The 23,186-nt window shown below is 75.2% G+C and carries 19 protein-coding genes and 2 tRNA genes; 15 read left to right on the top strand and 6 right to left on the bottom strand.

Features of this window, described 5'->3' with window-relative positions:
• The 9 genes from BLW63_RS10240 to galE form a co-directional block, all read left to right on the top strand.
• A partial coding sequence (locus tag BLW63_RS10240; RefSeq protein WP_170856717.1) for a bifunctional ornithine acetyltransferase/N-acetylglutamate synthase occupies window positions 1-306 on the top strand: 306 nt, incomplete at its 5' end.
• Window positions 303-1,442 carry an acetylglutamate kinase gene (gene argB / locus BLW63_RS10235; RefSeq protein ID WP_211517067.1) on the top strand — a complete coding sequence of 380 codons (1,140 nt, stop codon included), beginning with the start codon at window positions 303-305 and terminating at the stop codon, window positions 1,440-1,442. The genes BLW63_RS10240 and argB (BLW63_RS10235), both read left to right, overlap by 4 nt.
• Window positions 1,439-2,629, top strand: coding sequence for an acetylornithine transaminase (locus tag BLW63_RS10230; RefSeq protein ID WP_091154709.1), 1,191 nt, complete (start codon window positions 1,439-1,441; stop codon window positions 2,627-2,629). The genes argB (BLW63_RS10235) and BLW63_RS10230 overlap by 4 nt, the downstream gene beginning before the upstream one ends.
• A gap of 1,338 nt (window positions 2,630-3,967) precedes the next feature.
• On the top strand, window positions 3,968-4,585 hold the full coding sequence (locus BLW63_RS26095) for a hypothetical protein (protein ID WP_139263512.1): 618 nt from the start codon (window positions 3,968-3,970) through the stop codon (window positions 4,583-4,585).
• A 142-nt stretch (window positions 4,586-4,727) separates the two neighbouring features.
• Window positions 4,728-5,402, top strand: a complete 675-nt coding sequence (locus BLW63_RS10220; protein WP_091154698.1) for a GNAT family N-acetyltransferase — start codon at window positions 4,728-4,730, stop codon at window positions 5,400-5,402.
• Window positions 5,403-5,518: 116 nt separating this feature from the next.
• Window positions 5,519-6,781, top strand: a complete 1,263-nt coding sequence (argB, locus tag BLW63_RS10215; RefSeq protein WP_244522478.1) for an acetylglutamate kinase — start codon at window positions 5,519-5,521, stop codon at window positions 6,779-6,781.
• A 2-nt stretch (window positions 6,782-6,783) separates the two neighbouring features.
• Window positions 6,784-10,944 (top strand): Pls/PosA family non-ribosomal peptide synthetase, encoded by a 4,161-nt coding sequence (locus BLW63_RS10210; RefSeq protein WP_091154932.1) that lies wholly within the window; start codon window positions 6,784-6,786, stop codon window positions 10,942-10,944.
• Window positions 10,941-12,287, top strand: coding sequence for a heparan-alpha-glucosaminide N-acetyltransferase domain-containing protein (locus BLW63_RS10205; protein WP_091154695.1), 1,347 nt, complete (start codon window positions 10,941-10,943; stop codon window positions 12,285-12,287). Before BLW63_RS10210 ends, BLW63_RS10205 begins: the two co-directional genes overlap by 4 nt.
• Before the next feature lie 183 nt (window positions 12,288-12,470).
• A complete protein-coding gene (galE, locus tag BLW63_RS10200; RefSeq protein WP_091154692.1) occupies window positions 12,471-13,454 on the top strand; it encodes a UDP-glucose 4-epimerase GalE in 984 nt (327 codons plus the stop codon).
• Between the two features lies 1 nt (window position 13,455).
• On the opposite strand, the gene BLW63_RS10195 is transcribed toward galE, so the two are convergent.
• From BLW63_RS10195 to BLW63_RS10180, 4 genes are all read right to left on the bottom strand, one after another.
• Entirely contained in the window at window positions 13,456-14,508 is a 1,053-nt protein-coding gene (locus tag BLW63_RS10195; protein WP_091154689.1) for a PHP domain-containing protein, read from the bottom strand.
• Complete coding sequence (locus BLW63_RS10190) at window positions 14,505-15,053, bottom strand: DoxX family protein (protein ID WP_091154686.1); 549 nt, start codon at window positions 15,051-15,053, stop codon at window positions 14,505-14,507. Before BLW63_RS10190 ends, BLW63_RS10195 begins: the two co-directional genes overlap by 4 nt.
• A 104-nt stretch (window positions 15,054-15,157) precedes the next feature.
• The gene (locus BLW63_RS10185; protein ID WP_091154682.1) at window positions 15,158-16,594 is read right to left on the bottom strand and encodes a bifunctional phosphatase PAP2/diacylglycerol kinase family protein; all 1,437 of its coding nucleotides are present in this window, start codon (window positions 16,592-16,594) and stop codon (window positions 15,158-15,160) included.
• A gap of 103 nt (window positions 16,595-16,697) precedes the next feature.
• Window positions 16,698-17,231, bottom strand: a complete 534-nt coding sequence (locus BLW63_RS10180) for a CGNR zinc finger domain-containing protein (RefSeq protein ID WP_091154677.1) — start codon at window positions 17,229-17,231, stop codon at window positions 16,698-16,700.
• Window positions 17,232-17,381: 150 nt separating this feature from the next.
• On the opposite strand from BLW63_RS10180, the gene BLW63_RS10175 reads away from it, so the two are divergent.
• From BLW63_RS10175 to BLW63_RS10165, 3 genes are all read left to right on the top strand, one after another.
• Complete coding sequence (locus BLW63_RS10175; protein WP_091154673.1) at window positions 17,382-18,587, top strand: MFS transporter; 1,206 nt, start codon at window positions 17,382-17,384, stop codon at window positions 18,585-18,587.
• A 77-nt stretch (window positions 18,588-18,664) separates the two neighbouring features.
• Window positions 18,665-18,753, top strand: a tRNA-Ser gene (locus BLW63_RS10170).
• A 21-nt stretch (window positions 18,754-18,774) separates the two neighbouring features.
• A tRNA-Arg gene (locus BLW63_RS10165) sits at window positions 18,775-18,847 on the top strand.
• Window positions 18,848-19,105: 258 nt separating this feature from the next.
• Here BLW63_RS10165 and BLW63_RS10160 read toward each other — a convergent pair.
• A complete protein-coding gene (locus BLW63_RS10160; protein WP_091154670.1) occupies window positions 19,106-19,624 on the bottom strand; it encodes a hypothetical protein in 519 nt (172 codons plus the stop codon).
• Between the two features lie 98 nt (window positions 19,625-19,722).
• Here BLW63_RS10160 and BLW63_RS10155 point away from each other — a divergent pair, with 98 nt between their 5' ends.
• Complete coding sequence (locus BLW63_RS10155) at window positions 19,723-20,157, top strand: MarR family winged helix-turn-helix transcriptional regulator (RefSeq protein ID WP_091154667.1); 435 nt, start codon at window positions 19,723-19,725, stop codon at window positions 20,155-20,157.
• Window positions 20,158-20,367: 210 nt separating this feature from the next.
• Here the strand turns inward: BLW63_RS10155 and BLW63_RS10150 are convergent, their stop codons facing one another.
• Window positions 20,368-21,684: an alpha-hydroxy-acid oxidizing protein gene (locus BLW63_RS10150; protein ID WP_091154664.1), complete on the bottom strand. Its 1,317-nt coding sequence runs from the start codon at window positions 21,682-21,684 to the stop codon at window positions 20,368-20,370.
• A 262-nt stretch (window positions 21,685-21,946) separates the two neighbouring features.
• Between BLW63_RS10150 and BLW63_RS10145 the strand changes: the two genes are divergently transcribed.
• Entirely contained in the window at window positions 21,947-22,615 is a 669-nt protein-coding gene (locus BLW63_RS10145) for a hypothetical protein (RefSeq protein WP_091154660.1), read from the top strand.
• A 25-nt stretch (window positions 22,616-22,640) separates the two neighbouring features.
• A complete protein-coding gene (locus BLW63_RS10140) occupies window positions 22,641-23,156 on the top strand; it encodes a MarR family winged helix-turn-helix transcriptional regulator (protein WP_091154656.1) in 516 nt (171 codons plus the stop codon).
• Window positions 23,157-23,186: the final 30 nt, after the last annotated feature.

Genomic DNA, 23,186 nt, shown 5'->3' with positions numbered 1-23,186 from the left:
CGGGCGTGTGCCCGCAACAACCTGCTCAAGACCGCGCTGTTCGGCAACGACCCGAACTGGGGGCGGGTGCTGGCCGCGATCGGCACCACCGACGCCGCGTTCGCGCCCGACCGGGTGGACGTGACCATCAACGGGGTCACCGTCTGCCGGGGTGGCGCGATCGGCGACCCGCGGGAGGGTGTGGACCTCACCGGCCGGGCGATCAGCATCGACGTCGACCTGGGCGCCGGGTCCGAGCAGGCCACCATCTGGACCAACGACCTGTCCATCGCCTACGTGCACGAGAACTCGGCCTACTCCACATGAGCATCGACTCCGCACAGGACCTGACCCGCCCCGACACCGTGCAGGACCCCACCCCGCCCGACGTCCGCGTCGGCGAGGCGCCGCCCGGGATCCCGGCGCCCCCGGCGCCGTCCGGCTCCCGGTCGGGCGAACCGCCCTCCGGCGACAGCCCCGACGAGGCGCCGTCCCGGCGGCCGCGGCGCCGGATCGGCAGCAGCCGGGTCATGCGGACCTACGACCCGGAGGGCGACGCGCTCAAGGTCGCCGTGCTGACCGGGGCGCTGCCGTGGCTCAAGGAGTTCCACGGCAACGTGGTTGTGATCAAGTACGGCGGGCACGCGATGGTCGACGAGGACTGCCGCCGGGCCTTCGCCGAGGACATGGTGTTCCTGCGGACCTGCGGCATCCTGCCCGTCGTCGTGCACGGCGGCGGCCCGCAGATCACCAGCATGCTGCAGCGGCTGGGCATCCAGAGCGAGTTCCGCGGCGGCCTGCGGGTGACCACGGAGGAGAGCGTCGAGGTCGTCCGCATGGTGCTCACCGGCCAGGTGGGGCCCGAGGTGGTCAACCTCATCAACCAGCACGGGCCCTTCGCGGTCGGGCTGTCCGGGGAGGACGGCGGGCTGTTCACCGCCCAGCGCACCACGGCGGTCGTCGACGGCGAGGAGGTCGACGTCGGCCTGGTCGGCGAGGTCGCCGAGGTGGACCCCACGACCGTCGGCGCGATCATCGACGCCGGGCACATCCCCGTGGTGTCCACCGTGGCGCCGGACCCCAGCGGCCAGGTGCACAACCTGAACGCCGACACGGCGGCTGCCGCGCTGGCCGTGGCGCTGGGTGCGGTAAAGCTCGTCGTCCTGACCGACGTGGAGGGGCTCTACGCCGACTGGCCCGACCGGGGGTCGCTCGTGCAGAAGATCGACACGCGTGAGCTCGCGGAGATCCTGCCCAGCCTGGACTCCGGGATGGTGCCGAAGATGGCCGCCTGCCTGCGGGCGGTCGAGGGCGGGGTGAAGCGGGCCACCGTGGTCGACGGCCGTGCCCCGCACGCCCTGCTGCTGGAGATGTTCACGACCGAGGGCACCGGCACGATGGTCCTCCCGGCGGTCGACGAGGCGAGCCCGGGTCCGGCCGGCAACGGGGAGGCTGCGCGGTGATCCGCACGGAGGAGCTGGCCGGCCGGTGGTCGGCGGTGATGATGCACAACTACAAGGCCCCGCCGGTGGCGCTGGCCCGCGGCGCCGGGGCCACGGTGTGGGACGTGGACGGCCGCGCCTACACCGACCTGCTCGGCGGCATCGCCACCACCATCCTCGGCCACGCCCACCCCCGGGTCGTCGAGGCCATCACCCGCCAGGCGGCCACCCTGGGGCACGTGTCCAACCTGGCCATGCACGAGCCCGGGGTCACCCTGGCCGAGCGGCTGATCGAGCTGGCCGGCCGCCCGGGCCGGGTGTTCTTCTGCAACTCCGGCGCGGAGGCCAACGAGGCCGCCTTCAAGCTGTCCCGGCTGACCGGCCGCACCCAGGTGATCACCGCGCAGGGTGCCTTCCACGGCCGCACCATGGGCGCCCTGGCGTTGACCGGGCAGCCGGCCAAGGCCGCGGCGTTCGCCCCGCTGCCCGGCGGCGTGCAGTACGTGCCCTACGGCGACGCGGAGGCACTGGGGAGCGCCGTCTCGGAGCGGACGGCGATGGTGTTGCTGGAGCCGATGCTCGGCGAGGGCGGCGTGCTACCCGCCCCGGCGGGCTACCTGGCCGCCGCCGCCGACACCGCACGGGCGGCGGGGGCGCTGTTCGCCGTGGACGAGGTGCAGACCGGCACCGGCCGCACCGGGCACTGGTTCGCCTCCGCCGCCGACGGCGTGGCCCCCGACGTGATCACCCTGGCCAAGTCCCTCGGCGGCGGCCTGCCGCTGGGCGCCACGCTGGCCTTCGGCCCCGCCGCCGAGCTGCTGCAGGCCGGCTCGCACGGCTCCACCTTCGGCGGCAACCCGATCGCCGCCGCCGCCGCGCTGGCCGTGCTGGACACCATCCGCGACGAGGGCCTGCTGGAGCGCGCCAAGGAACTCGAACACCGGTTCACCGCCGGCATCGAGAGCCTGGCCCACCCAGGCATCAGCGGCGTCCGGGGGCGGGGCGCGCTGCTCGGCGTCGTCCTCACCGCGCCGGTCGCCGCCGCCCTGGAGACCGCGCTGCGGGACGCCGGGTTCCTCACCAACGCCGTCGCCCCAGATGTGCTGCGGCTGGCGCCCTCCCTGGTGCTCACCGACGCCCAGGTCGACGCCTTCCTCACCGCCCTACCCGCCGCCCTCGACACCGCTCTCCGCGAGGACGGTCGCTGACCCGGTAGGTCCCCGGCGGTCGACCGCTGTCGCTGCCCCGGGCGGACCACCCGCGGGCTCGGTGCTGCCTGCTCGCCCTGGGTGCTGCGCTGCGACGAGGACGTCGAGGCGCTCCCCGCTGCGGCGCGACACCCCCACGGCGGAGGTCCTCCCGCGCCACGACGGCCGTCGATGACCAGGTAATCGGTGTCCCGCCGTCCTCGGGAGGATGCGGTCAAACGGAACTGATGCGCTGCGCAACCGGATGGGGATAGTGACGCTCTGTAGATCTCGGCCCGGCGTGTACGTGACGCGTGCCTCAACCAGTTGACGCCCGCCCGGATCTCCACCAACAGTCGGTCGAGGTGACGGGGGGAGAAGACCCCGGTCGCACGCCACATCGTCGTCCGAACGGATGTGGTCCAGGAGCGGGAAGTGCAGACGAGCGGGGTCGACGACGCGAGGGTGTGCGGTAGTTCCGCGTCACTCTCCGTAGTCGCATCCCCCTCGACCGTGCTGCCGCCGTGGGCCCGTCGGGTCCTCCTCGTCGCCGTGTTCCTCGGGGTCGCCTGGGTGGCGGCGGTCGTGTCCGCCGGCTCCGCGGCTGCCCAGACGCCGGACGAGGCGCCCGCGGCCGAGCAGGGCGAGCCCCTGTCGCTGCCTGCACCGGCGGCCGACGGGCACGTCGTCGAACCGCCGGAACAGCCGGCGCCCGTGCCGCACGACCACGCCACGGACCAGGGCGAGGACGACCCGGCAACCGACCCCGGTACCGCCGAGGGGTCGGCGGGCGACGCCCCGCCGGCCGAGCCCGTCGGCTCCTCCGACCGCGGTGCGGCCGCTCCGGAGTCCCCGACCGGCTCCTCGGGGGACGAGCCGGCCACTCCTGCCCCGGCCCCGGTGGCCGAGCCCGCGCCCGTGACGCCCACCCCCGTGACGCCCGAGCCCGAGACGCCCGAGCCCGAGAAGCCCACGGCTGAGACGCCCCTCCCGGCGACGCCGGCACCGGCGTCGCCGGGAGGGGAGCCCCCGGCTGCCCCGGCGGCTCCTGGGTCGACGCCACCGGGCCCTCCGGGGGCCGTGACCCCCGGGACGACCACCCCGGGGAGCGCGATCCCCGGGACGCCCACGACCGGGACCGCGCGCCCAGGGACGACGTCCCCCACGACCACCACGCCCGGGACCGCGACGCCGGGGACCACGACGCCCGGGACCGCGACGCCCGGGACCACGACGCCCGGGACCGCGACGCCGGGGACCGCGACGCCCGGGACCGCGACGCCCGGGACCACGACGCCCGGCACCACGACGCCTGTGACGGAGACTCCGGGGACGACGACCCCCACGACGGCTGTCCCCGTGACCGCGGACGCCGCCCCCATGACCGCGGACGCCGCAGCGCCGGCCGTGGGAACCGGCGCACTCCCCGCGGCCGAGACGGCCACGACCACCACGGACACCGCGGTCGCAGGCCCCGAGGGTGCCGGTCCCGGCGCGGAGACGGTCGCCGTCCCCACCCCGCACGCCCTGCCGGCCCCGACGCCGTCGGTCCTCCGCGAGGTGCTGCTGGCCCCGGCCGACCACGACGCGCCGCTGCAGAGCAGTGCCACCGTGTCGCGGCAGGGGTTCGCGCCCTCGGCCGAGCGGGACCGCTCTGCTCCCGGGGCGTCCGCGCCCACGGCCGTCGTCGCCGCCGACGAGGTCCCGGCCACCCCGCTGCCGGCCCCGGCGCCGCCGATGCCCGCTCCCGCGGCCCCGCCCCCGGCCCCACCGGTCGCGCCGAGCGCGCCGATGACGGGCGCGCACGCGTCCTCGGCCTCGTCCGGTCCGGGCAGCGAGTGCGCGTTCGGCCTCCCGGTGGCGGTCCTGCCTGCCGCCCTGGCGGCACCGTCCCTCGGTGCCGCCGTCCTGGTCCGGTCCGGTGTGGCCGGATCGGTCGTCGGTGGTGCCGACGACCCGGGCTGCCGCCCCGACTGACCTCTCCTCCTCCCGGCTGATCCGCCTCGCCCGTCCACGGGCGTGCTGAGCGGCAGCCGGTCTCTGGCGTGCCGCCACTCCTGCAGTGCTGCCCACGACACCACACACGCCTGCATGCCCACGTGATCCGAGGAACTCAGCCATGAGGCCATCCCTGACCCCGACATCTGTCCCCGCCCCCTCCGGGCGGCGGTGGAGGACCCTGCACGCTGCTCCCCAGAGCCCGCCCGTCCTCGTCGGCACCGCCGGCCAGGCGGTGCTCCCCGCCACGGCCGACGCGCTCCAGCACGGCGCGCCGGTGGACCGGGCGCTGCCGGTCGACGGCCGCGGCTCCCGGTTCGGGGAGACGCTCCGCCCGCTCACCCCGGCGGACGTCCCCGACCTGCTCCGCTTCCTGACCTGCGCCGACCTCACGGGCAGCGGCCTCCGGGACCCGGCCGTGCGGCTGTGGGTGCTGCGCGACGCCACCGGACAGGTGCAGGGCTCTGCCGGGTACGAGCTGTCGGAGGACGGTCGGCAGGCGCTGATCCGGAGCGTCGCCGTCGACGCGTCCCGGCGGGGTGAGGGCCTGGGTCTGCGGCTGGCCGGCTTCACGCTGCAGCGGGCGGCCGAGGAGGGCGCCCGGCAGGCGTGGTTGTTCAGCCGCCACCGCGGCGCCTTCTGGCGGCGGCTGGGTTTCGAACCCGCCGACCGCGACGCCCTCGCCCGCGTGCTGGCCGGCACGCACCAGGTCCGGCTCTTCCACAGCAACGGCCAGATGCAGCACGAGGTCGCCTGGCGGCGGTCCCTCGTCGGGCTGCGCGACGGCGGGGGTTGAAGCCCGATGCCGCACCACCGGACGCGCGCTGACCTCGACCGCGGCTCCCGGAGGACCCCTCCCGGACCCGCACCCCGTCCCCTTCCAGACGTCTACGGGAACTCGGTGTACTCGTCATGACACAGCAACTCACGGAGAACTTCGTCGTCACCCCCCGGGTGGACCGCACGCTCTCGACGCCGCGGCCCCGTCGGCGGATCGGCACCACGCGCGTGATGCGTACCTACGACCCGGAGGGTGACCGGCAGAAGGTCGCCGTCCTGACCGGGGCGCTGCCGTGGCTCAAGGAGTTCCACGGCAACGTCGTGGTGATCAAGTACGGCGGGCACGCGATGGTCGACGAGGAGTGCCGCCGGGCCTTCGCCGAGGACATGGTGTTCCTGCGGACCTGCGGCATCCTGCCCGTCGTCGTGCACGGGGGTGGCCCGCAGGTCAGCGCGATGCTCGACCGGCTCGGCGTCGCCAGCGAGTTCCGCGGCGGCCTGCGGGTGACGACCGAGGAGACGATCGAGGTCGTCCGCATGGTGCTCGTCGGCCAGGTGGGCCCGGAGGTCGTGGGGCTGATCAACGAGCACGGCGGGCGCGCGGTGGGCCTGTCCGGTGAGGACGGCGGGCTGTTCACCGCCGCCCGCACGCACGCGGTGGTGCAGGGCCGCCCGGTGGACGTCGGCCTGGTCGGTGACGTGGTGGCGGTCGACCCGACCCCCGTCACCACGCTGCTGGAGGCGGGGCACATCCCCGTGGTCTCCACGGTGGGACCGGACGCGAGCGGCCGGGTGCACAACCTGAACGCCGACACGGCGGCTGCCGCGCTGGCCGTGGCGCTGGGTGCGGTGAAGCTCGTCGTCCTCACCGACGTGGAGGGGCTCTACGCCGACTGGCCCGACCGGGAGTCCCTGGTCCAGAAGATCGACACCCGCGAGCTGGCCGGGGTCCTGCCCACGCTGGACTCGGGGATGGTGCCGAAGATGGCCGCCTGCCTGCGGGCGGTCGAGGGCGGGGTGAAGCGGGCCACCGTGGTCGACGGCCGCACCCCGCACGCGCTGCTGCTGGAGATGTTCACCTCCGAGGGCACCGGCACGATGGTCCTCCCGGCCGTCGACGACGCGAACCCCGCTCCGGCCGGCAGCGCGGGGGCCACCGTGAGCCGCACGGGTGAGCCGTCCGGCACGGGCACCGGGCGGACGGCGACGCCGCAGCCGTCCCGAGGGCCGACCGACGCGCAGTTCGACGCCGTCCCCACCGCCCTGCCCACCGTCCTCGACCCCGCGACCGGGACGGCCGGCGCCAGGACGGACTCGAACCGCAGACCCCTGAGCGGCCGTGCACCGGTCGCCGACAGCGGGTCGCTCCCCACCGACCGACAGGAAGTGAACTGATGATGTCGCGTCAGGAAGACCTCGACTTCTTCTCCCTGTTCACGGACGGCCGCGAGGAGTCACTCGCCACGACGAGTGGTCCCCGGAGCCAGGGCAGCCCGACCGGGTATCGCTTCCACGACAACCTCGTCGCCGAGATCTCCGGGCAGCGCTCGCTGGTCACCCGGCTGAGCCGGTTCTTCGAGCTGTCCTGCGACCGCCGGCCGGCCGCCATCGCCCTGGAGTGCGAGGGCGAGCGGATCTCCTACGCGGACCTGGACCAGCGCGCCAACCGGCTGGCCAACCTGCTCATGAGCCGGGACATCCGGGCCGGGTCACGGGTCGGCATCCTGCTCAACCGCTCGGTGGACACCTACGTCGCCCTGCTCGGGGTCACCAAGACGGAGGCGACGTTCGTCCCGATCGACCCGGCAGCGCCGGCCGACCGGCTGCTGTACATCGCCGAGGACTCCGCCCTGGACCTGGTGGTGACCACGACGGAGTTCGCCGCGTCGACGGCCGCCCTGCCGTGCGCGAGCCTCCACCTCGACGAGGCGCGGCCGCAGCTGGCGATGCAGCCGAGCACGCGGCCGGCCCTCGGGACCGACGGCGACCCGGTCTGCTACATCATCTACACGTCGGGCTCGAGCGGCCGCCCCAAGGGCGTGGCGGTCGGCCAGTCGAGCATCTGCAACTTCGTCGGGATCGTGCCGTCGCTGTACGGGGTGGAGCCCACCGACCGCGTGTACCAGGGCATGACCATCGCCTTCGACTTCTCCATCGAGGAGATCTGGCCCACCTGGGCCGTGGGCGCGACCGTGGTGGCCGGTCCGACCGACGGCCGCCGGGTGGGGTCGGGGCTGGCCGACTTCCTCGAGGACAACGAGATCACGATGATCTACTGCGTCCCGACCGTGCTGGCGACGCTCGACCGTCTCCTCCCCCGGATCCGGACGGTGAACGTCGGCGGCGAGGCCTGCCCCCGCGAGCTGGTCGACCGCTGGGGCCCGGGCCGCCGGATCCTCAACACCTACGGGCCCACCGAGACCACCGTGACCTGCACGATGGCCGAGCTGCGGCCGGGCAAGCCGGTGACCATCGGCCGCCCCCTGCCGACCTACCGGGTGATGCTCCTGGACGACGACCGGCAGCCGGTGCCGGCGGGAGGGGTCGGGGAGATCTGCGTCGGCGGGCCGGGGGTGGCCGTCGGCTACGTGAACCGGCCCGACCTGACCGCCGACCGCTTCATCCCCGACCCCCGCGGCATCCCGGGTGAGCGCATCTACCGCACCGGCGACCTGGGTCGCTTCCTGCCCGACGGCGAGCTGGAGTACCTGGGCCGCGCGGACAGCGAGGTCAAGGTGCGCGGTCACCGCGTGGACCTGCAGGAGATCGAGAGCGTGCTCCTCGAGCACGACGAGGTGACCGGGGCGGTCGTGACGCTCCTGCCGTCGCCCGAGACCGGCGGGGAGCTCGCCGGGTACGTCGTCCTGCGGGACGGCTCCGCGGCGGACCCGTCGGGCGACCGGGTCGACGAGGTCGTCGACGAGCTCCACCGGCGCCTGACCAACCAGATGCCGCCGTACATGGTGCCGGCCTACCTGGACGTGGTCGCCGCCATCCCGATGCTGCCCAGCGGCAAGGCCGACCGCGGCCGGCTGCCCGCGCCGAGTCGTCCCCGGCTCATCCGCTCCGACCAGGAGTACCTGCCGCCGACCACGCCGGCGGAGGCGTGGATCGCCGGCGTGTGGGAGGAGACCCTCCGACTGCCCCCGGGCTCGGTCTCGGTGGACGCCGACTTCTTCGACGCGCTGGGCGGACACTCCCTCGTCGCGGCGAACGTCGTCTCCACGATGCGGGAGAGCGACCTGGGCGCCGGCCTGTCCATCCTGGACTTCTACCGGCACCCCACGGTGCGGGCCCTGGCGGCCTTCCTCGAGGCCGGTGTCGGCGCCCAGCCGGACGCCGACGGACTCCCGCTCCGCGAGCCGCGGCCCGAGCCGCCGTCCACCGCGCGTGTGGTCGGGTTCGGCGCCGCGCAGGCAGCCGTCGTCGTCGCCGTCGTCCTGCTGTTCCTGTGGCCGGTCGCGCTCGTCTACGGGCTGAACGGCGGTCAGCCCTCGCTGGCCATGGTGGTCCAGCTGGTGGTCGCGCTGCCGACCGTCTACCTCCTGACCCGGTGGGTGCTGCCGATCGTCGGCTCCCGGCTGCTGTCCCGCGGGCTGGCAGTCGGCGACCACCCGCTCTGGGGCGCCGTGCACCTGCGCGTGTGGACGCTCGAGAAGCTCATGACCATCTCGCCGCTGACCGTGCTCAGCGGCTCCCCGTGGGCGGCGACCTACCTGCGGCTGGCCGGCGCCCGGGTGGACGGCGAGTCCCACGTCGGGTCGGCGGCCATCTCGCTGCCCGCGCTCCTGCGGGTGCACACGGGTGCCACCGTCGGCTACGGCACGCAGCTGCACGCCCACCGGGTGGCCGAGGGGGTCCTCTCCATCGCCCCCGTCACGGTCGGCGCCGGCGCGGTCGTCGGGTCCGAGTGCGTGCTGGAGTGCGGATCGGAGGTGGGTGCCTCGGCCATCCTCCGCGAGCAGTCGCTGCTCCAGTCCGGGCAGACGATCCCGGACGGGGAGACCTGGGCGGGCTCGCCGGCTCGACCGGCACCGGAGGCGATCGACCCGGTCGTCGACCTCATGGCCAGTTGCGCGGCCGCGCCGCGGACCTGGTCGCGCGCGCTCCTGACCGGTTTCGCCGGTGGGGTCCTGCTGCTCGAGCTGCTGCCGTTCCTGGTCATGCTGCCGGTGGTGGCCGTCGTCTGGTGGGCCCTGCTGACCTACGGGACGGCGGTCGCGCTGCTCGCCGCCGCCCTCTCGGGTCCGCTGTTCGTGGCTGCCTCGTGCGCGCTGATCCTGGGGATCCGCCGCCTGGTCCTGCCCGCGACACCGGAGGGTGTGCACCACCTCCGGTCCCAGCTCGGCCTCGAGAAGTGGCTCGGCGACAAGCTCCTCGAGCTGAGCCTGCTGCTGAACAACACGATGTACTCCACGCTCTACACGCCCCTCTGGCTGCGCGCGCTGGGGACGAGGATCGGCAAGGGCGCCGAGGTCTCGACGATCTCCCACATCGACCCCGACCTGTTGACCCTGGGTGAGGGCTGCTTCGTCGCCGACATGGCCACCGTCGGCAGCGCGACGTACGCCAACGGCCACGTGGCCTTCCGGCGGACCGAGATCGGCTCCCGTGCCTTCGTCGGGAACGCCGCGTACGTCCCGTCGGGCACGGTCATGGGGAACGGTTCGCTGATCGGTGTCCGCAGCGTCCCGCCGCCCACCGGGGTGGAGGCCGGGACGTCGTGGCTGGGCTCCCCGCCCTTCTACCTGCCGCGCCGGGAGTTGTTCGAGGACTTCACCGAGGCGGAGACGTTCACCCCGTCCAGGCGGCAGGTCCGTGCCCGCTACGCCATCGAGTTCCTCCGGATAGTGCTGCCGAGCTCCCTGCTCGCCGTCGCCATGTTTGCCACGCTGTACGGCCTGTCCGCGCTCGCCGTCTCGTGGGGCACCGTGGCGACCGTCCTGCTCGCCCCCGTGGTGGCGCTGGGGTCCAGCGTCGGCGTCCTGCTGTTCGTGGCTGCGCTCAAGTGGGCCGTCGTCGGGCGTTACCGGCCGCGGGTGCGACCGCTGTGGAGCGGCTTCGTGCGCCGGACGGAGTTCGTCACGGGGATCTACGAGGCGGCGGCGGTGCCGGCGCTGCTGACCTTCCTCACCGGCACCCCGATGCTCGGCGCGGCGCTGCGGCTGTTCGGCGCCCGGGTCGGCCGGCGGACGCTGATCGGCACCACCTACCTCACCGAGTTCGACCTCGTGACCATCGGGGACGACGTCTCGGTGGGCGCCAACGCGTCGCTGCAGACCCACCTGTTCGAGGACCGCGTCATGAAGATGGACCACGTCACCCTCCGCGACCGCGCCACCATCGGCGACAAGGCCGTGGTCCTCTACGGCTCGGTAGTGGAGGAGGACGCCACCCTGTCGGCGATGTCGCTGGCGATGAAGGGCGAGGTGCTGCCGGCGGGCACGACCTGGTGCGGCATCCCGGCGCAGAAGGTCAACCGCGCGCCGACGCCACCGCCGGCACGGAACGGACGCCGGGGTCTGACCGGCTCCGCCATGACGGAGGCGCAGCGATGACGGCCGGCCCGCAGGTGCCGCAGCGGGAGGTCCCAGCCCCGTCCGGCGAGGCCGGCCCGGCAGACGCCGCGACGCCGCTGAGCCACGCCTGCGAGCCGGGCGCCTCGGGGGACGTCCCCGGCACGCCGACGAGCACGGGCACGCAGGCGGACGGGCGTCCGCGCGCCCGCCTGGTGGGCATCGACGCCGCCCGCGGGATCGCCCTCGTCGGCATGATGGCGGTCCACAACTTCGAGGCCACGGACCAGGACGGGGGGCTGTCCCTGGCGTGGAGCCTGGCCGCCGGGAAGTCGGCCGCGCTCTTCGCGCTCCTCGCCGGTGTGGGGATCGCCTTCGCCAGCGGCGGCCGGCGCCGTCCGACGGGACGCCGGTGGACCGCCGCGGCGGCCTCGCTGCTCGTCCGCGCCGTCCTGATCGGCGCGGTGGGCCTGCTGCTGGGCTACGTGGTGCCGGCCGACTTCGCGTCGGTCATCCTGCCCTACTACGCGGTGCTGTTCCTGCTGGCCGTGCCACTGCTGTCCCTGTCCATCCGCACCCTCGTGGGGCTCGCCGCGACTATCGCCGTGGCGATGCCGCTGCTGAGCCACGTGCTCCGCGCCGGCACGGAGCTGGTGGACCCCGTCCCGAACCTGACCTTCGGCGCGCTGGTCGACGACCCGCTCCACGCGCTGCGCGAACTGGCCCTCACCGGCGTCTATCCCGCGTTGCCGTGGGCGGCCTACCTGTGCGCCGGTCTGGCCGTGGGTCGTGCGCTGCTGACCTCGCGCCGCACCGTGCTGGTCGTCCTGCTGGTCGGGGCCGGCCTCGCCGTGGCCGCGCGGACCACCTCCTGGTTGCTGCTCGACGTCCTCGGCGGGCGGGCGCGGCTGGAGTCGGTCGCCCTGCAGTCCATGGGCCAGGAGGAGTTCGCGGCGTTCGTGCGGGAGGGGGCGACCGGGGTCACGCCGACGGACACCCCGTGGTGGCTGGCGACGACCCTGCCGCACTCCAGCACCCCGCTCGACCTCGCCTACACGATCGGCGTCGGGTTGGTGGTGGTGGCGGTCTGCCTCTTCGTCGGCCGTGCCACCACGGCGCTCCTCCGGCCACTGGCAGCTGCGGGGAGCATGACCCTGACGCTGTACAGCTTCCACCTGCTGCTGCTGAGCTCCCCCGACCTCCCCGGGGGCGCGAGCGGGTTCGTCCTCCAGTCCGCCGTGGTGGTGGTGTTCGCCCTGGTGTGGAGCCGCTACCACGCCCGGGGTCCCCTGGAGGAGATCGTCGCCCGGCTGTCGGGAGCGGCCGGTCGAGCCGTGCAGCACGGTCGAGGACCGGGTGCCGCCGGGGCGCTCCCGCCGGCGTGAGGGGCCGTCGCCCGCGGTCGACGGGCGGACCTCCCCGAAGGTGCGTCCGGACGACCCACGGGACGGGAAGAGGGTTCGGCCGGTCTCGCGGACTCGGGGCCGCGAGACCGGCCGGAGGCGACTCGTCCTAGGCTCGGGCGCCGGAGTCGCCCGTCCGGGATCGAGCGAGAGGCCGGGGTGCCCATGACGTGGCTGGTCACCGGCGGAGCCGGGTACATCGGGTCGCACGTCGTCGTGGCCCTGCGTGCCGCGGGCGAGGACGTCGTCGTGCTCGACGACCTCTCCTCGGGCGTGCCGACGCGGGTCGGCGGCGTCCCCCTCGTCCTGGCCGACGTCGCCGACGGCGGGGCGGTGACCCGGACCGTGCGCGAGCACGGGGTCCGCGGGGTGGTGCACCTCGCGGCGAAGAAGCAGGTCGAGGAGTCGGTCCGGCAGCCGCTGCGGTACTACCGGGAGAACGTCGAGGGGCTGCGCGCCCTCCTCGAGGCGGTCACGGCCGCGGGTGTGGAGCAGTTCGTCTTCTCCTCCAGCGCCGCGGTCTACGGCTCCCCGGACGTCGACCTGGTCGACGAGCGCACGCCGTGCCTGCCGGTGAACCCGTACGGGCGGACCAAGCTGATCGGCGAGCAGATGCTGGCCGACGTCGCCCCCGCCACCGGGCTGCGGTACGCCGCGCTCCGGTACTTCAACGTCGCCGGCGCCGCGGACCCGGCGCTGGCCGACCGAGGCGCGGCCAACCTCGTGCCGCTCGTGTTCCGGGAGCTGAGCCGGCAGCGCCCGCCGCAGCTGTTCGGCGACGACTACGACACCCCCGACGGCACCTGCGTCCGCGACTTCGTGCACGTTGCCGACGTCGCGTCGGCGCACGTCGCCGCGGCGGCCGCGCTGACCGAGGGCCGCATCGGGGCGCTGACGGCGAACATCGGCCGCGGCGACGGGGTGTCGGTGCGCGAGATGGTCGAGACGATCCGGCGGATCACCGGCACCGCGGATCAGCCGTGGTCGGAGCCGGTGGTCGCCCCGCGCCGCGCCGGCGACCCGGCGCGGGTGGTCGCCTCGGCCGAGCTGATCCGTCGCGAGCTCGGCTGGACGGCGGCCCACGGCATCGAGGAGATGGTCGCCTCGGCGTGGGCGGGCTGGCAGGCGCAGGCCGCGCAGACGGTCTGAGTCAGCCCCGGGCCCAGGCCAGCAGCTCCTCGGCGCTCCGCGTGTTGACCACCCGCTCCGGCGGGACGCCGCACTCGACCGCCCGCTCGCAGCCGTTGCCCTGCCAGTCGAGCTGGCCGGGCGCGTGCGCGTCGGTGTCGATGGCGAACGCGCAACCCAGCTCGACGGCCAGGGACAGCAGTCGCAGCGGCGGGTCCAGCCGCTCGGGGCGGGAGTTGATCTCCACCGCGGTGCCGTGCTCGACGCAGGCGGTGAACACCGCTTCGGCGTCGAAGGCGCTCTCCGGCCGCGGCCGCTGGCGTCGTCCCTCGCGCTGCTCGCGCGGGATGAGCAGCCGGCCGGTGCAGTGCCCGAGGACGTCGGTGTGCGGGTCTGCGACCGCGGTGAGCATCCGACCGGTCATCGCCGCGGCGTCCGCGCGCAGGTCGGAGTGGACGCTGGCGACGACGACGTCCAGCCGCCCGAGCAGCTCGTCGGTCTGGTCGAGGCTGCCGTCGACGTTGATGTCGCACTCGATGCCGGTGAGGATCCGGAAGGGAGCGAGCTCCTCGTTGAGCGCGGCGACGACGTCGAGCTGGCGTTCGAGCCGCTCGGGGGACAGGCCGTTGGCGACGGTCAGCCGGGGCGAGTGGTCGGTCAGCGCCAGGTAGTCGTGACCCAGTCCGATCGCGGCCTCGGCCATCTCGCGGATCGGGCTGCCGCCGTCGGACCAGTCCGAGTGCACGTGCAGGTCGCCGCGCAGCAGCGACCGGAACTCCGCGACGTCGTCGGCGAGCGGCACCAGCTCGCCGTACGTCTCCTCGAGGCGGGCCAGGTACTCGGGCACCTCGCCGGCGTGCGCCTGCACGATCGCCGCGCCGGTCTTGGGCCCGATGCCGCGCAGGTCCGTGAGCGTCCTCGTGCGGATCCGGCGGTCGAGCTCCTCGGGCCCGAGCGTGTCGACCACGGCCGCGGCGGTGCGGAAGGCCGAGACGCGGTGCGTGGGCTCGCGGGCGCGCTCCAGGAGGAAGGCGATCCTCCGGAGCGCGGCCGCGGGCGGGAGCGGGTCGCTCAGCGGGAGCCCTTCTTGTACTGCTTCTCGGCCTTCCGCTGGGCCTTGGCGGCCCGCTTCTGCGCCCTCTCCAGGCTCTTCTCGGTGCTGTCGGCGGCCCTCGAGGCGGCCCGGCGGGCGCGGTAGCCGACCGACGGCTTGCCCTCGGTGTCGACGGCGGCGATCAGCAAACCGCCGAGCATGCTCAGGTTCTTGAGGAAGTGCGCGGTCTGACCGAAGCGCTCCTTGGGGTCGTCGTGCTCCCAGAAGCGGTGCCCGGCCAGGGTCGTCGGCACCAGACTCGCCGAGAGGACCAGCGCCGACAGCCGGGGCAACCGGCCGAGGGCCAGCAGGGAGCCGGCCGCGACCTGCGCGGCGGCGTTGATCTTCACGTACTGCTCGACGTCGCGGGGCACCTGCACCGGCAGCTGCTGGTCGGCCGTCGTGGCGATCTGGTCGACGACCGGCGCGGCACCCGGCACCCGGCTCTGCGGGTTGCGCAGGGTGTCGATGCCGCCGTAGACGAACGACGACGCGAGCAGCGGCCGGGCGATCCGGCGGACCAACATGGGTGACCTCGTTTCGGTTCGGGGACTCTCGTCGGTTCAGTGCCCCGGTCGGCGCCGGGACACCCCTGCTCGGACCGTAGTGAGGTCGCCGCCACTCCGCTGGGTCAAGCCGTGCGGTGGCAGTAGACCGTCAGCGTCCCGTGCTTGGCGAAGTCGAACGCGGTGGCCGGCGCCGCGGTCTCACCGTCGTAGGCGACCACCTGCGGTCCCGACCGGGACACCACCCGCACCCGCCGCGCCTGGGTCTCGGCGTAGCCGGAGACGTGCGCGCTCACCCCCAGCAGCGAGCCGAGGACGGCTCGGGTGCGGCTCAGCCGGACGTCGGCGCGCAGGTACTGGACGTCGAGCACCCCGTCCTCGAGCCGCGGCCGCCAGGCAGGGGCCAGCCCGCGCGGGGTGTAGCGGCAGTTGCCGACGAAAAGGATCCAGACCGACACCGGCCGCCCGTCGAGCAGCAGCGACACCGGCGTCCCCCGGCGGAGAGTCTGGGCCGCGGCCCACGCCATGGCCGCCCACCGGCCCAGCCGGCCGGCCAGCGCGTCGCGGCGGCGCACCATCTCCGGGTAACTGCCGATGCTGGCGGTGTTGAGGAACGGCGTCCCGTTGACCTCGGCGACGTCCACCTCGACCGCCTCCCCAGAGGCGACGGCCTCGGCCGCGGCCTCGAGGGTGTGCACGCCGACGTCGCGGGCGAAGTGGTTGAGCGTGCCGGCGGGCAGCACCGCCAGCGGCAGCCCGGCGGCCACCGCCACGGCCGCGGCCGCCGCGACGCTGCCGTCGCCACCGGCCACGCCCAGCGCCCGCGCCCGGCCGGTGCGCGCCGCCTCCTCGAGCAGGCCCGCGATCGTCGTCCCCACCGTCTGCTCGCGCACCTCGGCGCGGGGCAGCAGCCGGCGCACCTCCGCGGCGGGGTCGTAGTCCGCCGGGCCCGACCGCGGGTTCACCGCGACGACCAGGCCGTCGCCGCCGGGGAGCGCCGGTGCGCGGCGCGCCGTCCGCACCCGGGCGGGCGCCGAGGGCCGCACCGGCCACCAGCGCCGACCGCAGGCGGCGACCGTCGCGCCGACGGCCAGCCCGGCGGCGACGTCCCCGGGGTAGTGCACGCCGACGTGCACCCGCGAGTAGCCGACGGCCACCGCCAGCGGGGCGAGCGCGACCCCGACCGCCGGGCACTCCAGCGCCACGCCGGTGACGAAGGCCCCGGCCGAGGAGGCGTGCCCGCTGGGGAAGGAGTGCGTGGTCAGCGACTGGTGCAGCAGTCGGTGCACCGGGTGGGCGCCCAGGTCGGGGCGGCGGCGGCCGAAGACCGGCTTGAGCGCGGTGTTGACCAGCCCGCTGGAGACCGCCAGGGAGGCCAGCCCGCGGATCGCGCCCCGCCGCAGGGCACCGCGACGGAGGAGGAGCAGGGCGCCGATCGCCGTCCACAGGCGGCCGTGGTCGGCAGCGGTGGTGAGCCGGCGCAGCCAGGTGTCGGCGGGAGACTCCGGCAGCCCGCCGACCAGGGAGTGCAGCCGCGCGTCCCAGTGCCGGGCACCCCGCATGCCCGCGACGCTAGTAGAAGGACCCCGTCCTCCTCACCGCTCGCACGCTCGCGGCGGGGCCCTGGAGGGAGGGCGCCGGGCTGCGGCCGCGCGGCGCTCCTCTTCAGCCCCGGCGGCGGGCGCGGTAGGCGGCGACCGTCGAGCGGCTGGCGCAGGTGTTCGAGCAGTACCGGCGGCTGGCGTTGCGCGAGGTGTCGACGTAGACGTCGTCGCAGCCCTCGGCCGAGCAGACGCCGATCCGCTGCCAGCCGTGCTGGACGACGACCTGCGACAGGCCCATCGCCACCGTGGTCGTCAGCTGCTCGAGCAGCGGCACGTCGGGGCGGGCGTAGTGCAGGTGCAGCTCGCCGTCGTGGTCGGTGGCGTAGGGCTGGGGGGAGGCCAGCGCGAGCAGCGCGTTGAGCCGGTCGATCACCTCCGGCTGCGTCGTGGCGACCGCGACCGCCCGCACCAGGTCGGCGGTCGCCGCCGCCTGGCCGGCCTCGTCGGGCGAGAGGTCCACGACGGTGCCCGGCTCGAACCACTCGCCGTGGGCGCGCAGGAAGGCCGTCGCCCAGTCCGGACCGGCGTCCCGGTCGGCGTTGGCCAGGTCGATGGCCAGCTCGACCGCACTGGACCCGTAGGTGTCGTAGTCCATGGAATCCCCTGCCGCTGGTGGGCCGCTGACACGCCGTAGGCGTCGTAGGTCGCTTGACCACCTACGCCGCCGTCCGTAGCGTGTAGGGAGTCAACAGTGTTTGACTCCCTACCCTTCCTGTTCCGCGTTGCTGATCGAAGTGAGCCCGTCGTGCGTTCGTACCTGTCCGTCTGGCGGCTGCCGTCCGCTCCGGTGCTGCTCGTCGCCGGCTTCGCCGGTCGTCTCCCGTCGGCCATGGTCCCGCTCGCGCTGCTGCTCATGGTGCAGCAGCAGACCGGTTCCTACGCCGTCGCCGGTCTCGCGGCGGCCACCTACGGGCTGGCGATGGCCGGGATGGCGCCGGTGCTCGGCCGGCTGGCCGACCGCCGCACCCCCCGTCCGGTGCTGCTCGCCCAGGCCGCGGCCTACCCGCTGCTGCTGACCCTGCTCGTGGCCGTGGTCCTCGGGGGAGCCCCGACCGTGGCGATCGTCGCCGCCTCGGCCGCCGCCGGCGCCGGGACGCCGCTGGTGTCCGGTGCCGTGCGCGCGCTGTGGTCCCGGGTGGACCCGCGGGTGCGGGGCACCGCGTTCGCCCTCGACGCCACCGCCACCGAGCTGGTCTTCGTCGCCGGCCCGACCCTCGTCGCCGCGCTCGCGGTGCTGGCCGCGCCGGCGTGGGCGGTCGCCGTCGCGGGGGTGCTGGCGGTGGCCGGCGCCCTCGGCATCGCGACCTCGACCGCGATGCGGGGCTGGGTGCCCGTGCCGGCCGCACACCGCGCCAGCCCCTTCGCCACGGTGCTCACCCCGGGCATGCCGAGGGTGCTGCTCAGCGGCTCGGCGCTGATGCTCGGCTTCGGCGCGCTCGAGGTCGCGATCCCCGCGTTCGCCGACGCCGCCGGGTCGCCGGGGCTGTCCGGCGTCCTGCTGGCCCTCTGGTCGCTGGGGTCGGTGGCCGGCGGGCTGTGGTTCGGCGCCCGGGTGGTCAGCGCCTCGCTGCCGCGCCAGTACCGCTGGCTGCTGCTCGGCGTGACGATCGGCCTGGCCCCGCTCGCCGCGGCGTCGAGCCCGTGGGTGCTCGGCGCGCTGCTCTTCCTCGGTGGGACGGCGATCGCCCCGACGCTGACGGTGCAGAACTCGCTGGTCGGCGCCATCGCGCCGGTGCACGCCACGACCGAGGCGTTCACCTGGCTGTCGACGATGGCCACCGGCGCCTCCGCGGTGGGCGCGGCGCTCGGCGGGGCGCTGATCGAGGGCCGGGCCGGGGTCAGCGGCAGCCTGCTGCTCGCCGTCGCCGGGGCCGCCGCGGCCGTGCTGGTCACCCTGGTGCCCGGCCGGCGCCCGGCCCGCGAGCAGGCGTCCGAGCCCGTCGCCGTCTGAGGTCGGGGCCCCTGGCCGAACGCCTCCCGGGGCGCTGGTAGTCTCTCCTCGGTGGTTCCGGGGGGACCCGGACCCCGGGAGGCTTCGCCTAGTCCGGTCTATGGCGCCGCACTGCTAATGCGGTTTGGGTTAATCCCCATCCCGGGTTCAAATCCCGGAGCCTCCGCGCACGACAACTGCACAGCACGCACCCGTAGCTCAACGGATAGAGCATCTGACTACGGATCAGAAGGTTAGGGGTTCGAATCCCTTCGGGTGCACGTCTGGTTGAGACAGCACAGCGGCTCCGTCCTCCGGGACGGGGCCGCTGTCCTCTGCTGAGCCACTGCCGCCGCGGACCCGTCGCCACGCCCGGCGGTGCGCGTGCGCCGCCCCTCGCCTCCCTCTTGCCCCCAGACCTCCGAGTTGATCATGGGGTCGTTGCAGGCGACTCGCGCAGACACGCCGGTCGCAGCGGCAACAACCCCATGATCACGGCGGACGGCGGACGGCGGACGGCGGACGGCGGCGCACGGCGGTCACGCCCGGCGCGTGGGGCCCCACGGCTTCCAGATGGCGAGGACCGCGGCGACCAGCAGGGCCGTGCCGGACACGACCGCGGGGAACAGCAGGTCCAGCGGGATCCGCCCCAGCCGCTCGACGAGACCCGCGTCGACGTGGCGGGCCTGCCGCGCCACCTCGGCCAGGCGCGGCTGCAGCAGTACCGGCACCAGCGCGACCAGCACGAGGTTGATCACCAGCTTGACCAGCACCCACGTGGTGCGGACGACGCCCCAGCGGCTGGCCAGCCCCAGCAGCAGGCCGGAGCCGAGGCTGCCCAGCCCCAGCACGAGCAGGACCGGGACGGCGAAGACGTGGAGCGCCGTGTAGCAGGCCGCCACGAGCGCAGGGTCCTCCGCGAGGAAGCCGGTCCCGGCCAGCACCCCCAGGACGAGGTCGGCACCGAGCCAGCCCAGCGACGTGGCGAGGTGGACCAGCAGGACGACCCGGCGGGCGTTCCGGCCCAGGTGGACGCGGACGGGTGGGGACGTCGGCATCGCGGTTCCCTCCGTCGGGACTCGGCCACGGACCAGTCTAGGCCGGATCGTGAGGTACCGAAAGGTCAGGCACCGAACGATCCTGCTAGCCTGCCGTCGTGCCCCGACCTCCCGGCGACCTGCCCATCGGGCTGCTCCTCGACCGCGTCGCCCGCGAGGTCAGCCGGGCGTTCGACGTCCGGCTGACGGCCGCCGGCGGGTCCCGCCCCGTCTGGCTGGTGCTGCTCGCCCTGCGCCGCGGACCGGTCGCCAGCCAGCGGGAGCTCGCCGACGCGCTCGGACTGCGCGCGGCCACGCTGACCCAGCAGCTCGACACCATGGAGTCCGCCGGGCTGGTCGCCCGGACCGCGGATCCGGCCAACCGGCGGGTGCACCGGGTGGAGCTGACCGAGGCGGGCCTGGGGTTGTTCGACCGGCTGCGGAACGCCGCGCGGGCGCACGACGAGCAGCTCCGCGACGGCCTCGACGGGAGCGACGTCGCGCGGGTCGCGGCCGCGCTGGAGCGGATGCGCCGCAACGTGGGCCGCAGCTGAGGAGTGTGGGGGCGGGGGGCCGGTCCTGACGGTCTGGCCGCGTTGGTCGGTCCTCCCAGCAGTGGGAGGCCACTCGTTGCCGGCTGCCCCCGCCCGCGACAACTGTGACCCACGCCACTCCCGAGGGTCAACCCCACCCCGGCGTGTCGGCAGGGCCCGTCGAGGGCACCGCCCCGAGCCTGCGAGGGATGGGGAGGACGAGCCCCTCCCTCAGCCGACTGCGCGCAGCACCTCGGGCGAGAGCTGGTCGACCGCCGTGTGGCCGGTCAGGCCCAGTGTGAGGTCGAACTCGCCCAGCACGTCGGACACCACCTGGCGCACGCCCTCCTCCCCGGCCAGCGCGAGCCCCCACACGAAGGGTCGGCCGAGCAGCACCGCCTGCGCGCCGAGCGCGACCGCGGTGAGGACGTCGGCGCCGCTGCGCACCCCGCTGTCGAGCAGCACCGGCGCCCGGTCGCCGACCGCGGCCACCACGTCGGGCAGGGCGTCGAGCGCCGCGATCGAGCGGTCCACCTGCCGTCCGCCGTGGGTGCTCACGACCACGCCGTCCACACCCTCGTCGAGCGCCCGGCGGGCGTCGTCGGGGTGCAGCACGCCCTTGAGCACGATCGGCAGCCGGGTGCGGGCGCGCAGCCAGGCGAGGTCGGCCCAGGTGATCGAGGGCCGGGAGTAGATGGCGAGGAAGGTCTCGACCGCGGCGCGCGGCAGCGGCGAGCGCAGGTTGTCCAGCGTCGATCCCGGCCACGCCCGCGCCATCCCGACCAGCGCGCGCACGGCCGCCAGCGTGGGCCGCGGCCGGCGGTCCCGACCGGCGGCGGCACCGGGGTCGGTGGGTGCCGGAGCCGCGGACGCCGCCGCCCGCTCCTCGGCGAGCCGCCGGAACACCGGGTCGGAGCTGTACTGCGCGATGCCCAGGCCCCGCGCGAACGGCAGGTGGCCCAGGTCCAGGTCGCGGGGCCGCCAGCCGAGCATGGTGGTGTCCAGGGTGACCACCAGCGCGTCGCAGCCACTGGCCTCCGCCCGTCCGACCAGGCTCTCCACCAGCTCGTCCGACGTCGACCAGTACAGCTGGGACCACCGCGGGGCCGAGCCCATCGCGGCGGCGCACTCCTCCATCGGGACCGATGCCTGGTTCGAGAAGACCATCGGCACGCCGAGGGACGCCGCGGCGCGGGCCACCGCGAGGTCGGCCGCCGGGTGCACCAGCTCGAGCGCGCCCACCGGCGCCAGCAGCAGCGGTGCGGGCAGCCGCCGTCCGAACAGCTCGACCGAGGTGTCCCGGACGCTCACGTCCCGCAGCACCCGGGGGACGACGGCCCACCGGTCGAACGCGGTGCGGTTGGCCCGCTGGGTCGCCTCGTCCCCGGCGCCGCCCGCGACGTAGGAGTACGCGTGGGCGCCCAGCCGCTCGCGGGCCCGGCGCTGCAGCGCCCGGGCCGCGGTGGGCACCCGCGGCCGGCGGCCGTACACCCCCGCGCGGTAGACCTCGTCCTGCCGGCGGCGCCCGGTGCCCGCTGCTGAGTCCACGCGGACACGGTAGTGAGCGCCGGGTTCCGCGCTCCCCTCGCCGGCGCTCGTCGACCACGTGCCGGTGGGTGCGGTGTCCCCGCGGGACCTCGCGGGCTCGGTTCCGTCCCGCCGGACGGTCGCGAGCCGGATTTCTGCCGACACGCCGGGAGGACACGCCAGTCCGGTCGGTGACCCCGGGTCACCGGGCCCGTTCCCCCGGCATCATGGTCGGCACCGGTGCGCCGCAGGCAGGCCGGCGCGGAACCAGGGGGAAGCGCACGTGCAGGTGGCCACCCGGCCTCGTCGTCGGTCGTCGGTCGTCGTCATGGCGCTCGCCCTGCTCGCGGCCGGCACCGCCCTCGCCGCGCCCGCGGCCGCCGTCGACGACCCCACCCGGCCCGACGTCCGCGTCACGCACGGCCCCAGCTGCCGTCCCGGCGGCGTCGTCGTCGAGGTCACCGGAGGCACCGTCGGCCACGCGGTCACGCTGGGTACCGGACGCCGTCCCGCGGGGGAGGACGCCGCCGACGTCGCGCCCGGTGCCGTCGTCGTGCTGACCACCGCGGACGTCGACTGGGGCGAGACCATCGACCCGTTCCTCGAGTTCACGGCCCTGGACGGCTCGGGCGCCGGCTGGGTCGACGAGCTGCCCGGCTACAGCTTCACCCGGCCGGCCGCCGAGGACTGCGCGGCCATCCGCCCGCCCAGCGGCGCCGCGGTGGTCCCGCAGGCCGGGCAGACCGTGCCGATGCCGACCGGCATCGCCGGCGGGACACCGGCCGTCGCGGTCTCCGCGCAGGAGGCGGCGGCGGTCACCGGCGGCGTCCCGTGGCCGCTGCTGGCCGCCGGTGGGTCCCTGGTCGTCACAGGCGCCGGCCTCGCCCTCGTCGCCGGGAGCCGGCGGCCGGGAGCGCGGCGCCGGGCACCGGTGTCCAGCGGGGGCGCCTGAGCGTTCCGTCGGCGACGATGGACCGGTGGCCCGCCCCGAGGACGCCCAGGCTCTCGACCTCCCCGCCGAGCACGTGCCCGGGGACGTCGCCGACGTCCCGGGCGCGGTACCGCGGCCGGCCGAGACCTGGCTGCGCATCGTGCAGGTGCACGACCGCATCACCCGCCGGGTCGACTCCGCCCTGCACCGCCGGCACGACCTCTCGCTCACCGGGTACGAGGCGCTGCGTCGGATCGCCGAGGCCCCCGGTGAACGGGCCACGATGGGGGAGCTCGCAGAGGCGCTCGGCATCTCCCGCGCCGGGGTGACGAGCACCGTCACCCGGCTGGTCGCCGAGGGCCTCGTCGTCCGCGAGCGCTCGTCGGGCGACAAGCGGCTGCTCCACGCCCGGCTGACGCGCGCCGGGTGGGCGAAGGTCGAGGAGGCCCGGCCGACCCACGACGACCTGGTGGCCCACCTGCTCACCCTGTTGGGGGACGACGCCGCCGTCGTCACCGACGCCCTCGCGCGCGTGTCAGCAGCCGCCCGCACGCGCCGCTGAGCTGCGCCTCCACGTCACGAAGGGCCCTCG

Source organism: Geodermatophilus africanus (assembly GCF_900107105.1).
In the GTDB taxonomy this organism is placed as follows: domain Bacteria; phylum Actinomycetota; class Actinomycetes; order Mycobacteriales; family Geodermatophilaceae; genus Geodermatophilus; species Geodermatophilus africanus.
Note: the sequence above shows the minus strand (reverse complement) of the source record. Positions and strands in the feature narration are given on the sequence as shown.

Bases quoted from the DNA above. Each gene is read 5' to 3' on its own strand.
- BLW63_RS10190 (WP_091154686.1), bottom strand. From the start codon at position 15,053: ATGTTGGTCCGCCGGATCGCCCGGCCGCTGCTCGCGTCGTCGTTCGTC.
- BLW63_RS10160 (WP_091154670.1), bottom strand. From the start codon at position 19,624: ATGCCGACGTCCCCACCCGTCCGCGTCCACCTGGGCCGGAACGCCCGC.
- BLW63_RS10220 (WP_091154698.1), top strand. From the start codon at position 4,728: ATGAGGCCATCCCTGACCCCGACATCTGTCCCCGCCCCCTCCGGGCGG.
- BLW63_RS10185 (WP_091154682.1), bottom strand. From the start codon at position 16,594: ATGCGGGGTGCCCGGCACTGGGACGCGCGGCTGCACTCCCTGGTCGGC.
- galE (WP_091154692.1), top strand. From the start codon at position 12,471: ATGACGTGGCTGGTCACCGGCGGAGCCGGGTACATCGGGTCGCACGTC.
- BLW63_RS10180 (WP_091154677.1), bottom strand. From the start codon at position 17,231: ATGGACTACGACACCTACGGGTCCAGTGCGGTCGAGCTGGCCATCGAC.
- argB (WP_211517067.1), top strand. From the start codon at position 303: ATGAGCATCGACTCCGCACAGGACCTGACCCGCCCCGACACCGTGCAG.
- BLW63_RS10210 (WP_091154932.1), top strand. From the start codon at position 6,784: ATGTCGCGTCAGGAAGACCTCGACTTCTTCTCCCTGTTCACGGACGGC.
- argB (WP_244522478.1), top strand. From the start codon at position 5,519: ATGACACAGCAACTCACGGAGAACTTCGTCGTCACCCCCCGGGTGGAC.
- BLW63_RS10205 (WP_091154695.1), top strand. From the start codon at position 10,941: ATGACGGCCGGCCCGCAGGTGCCGCAGCGGGAGGTCCCAGCCCCGTCC.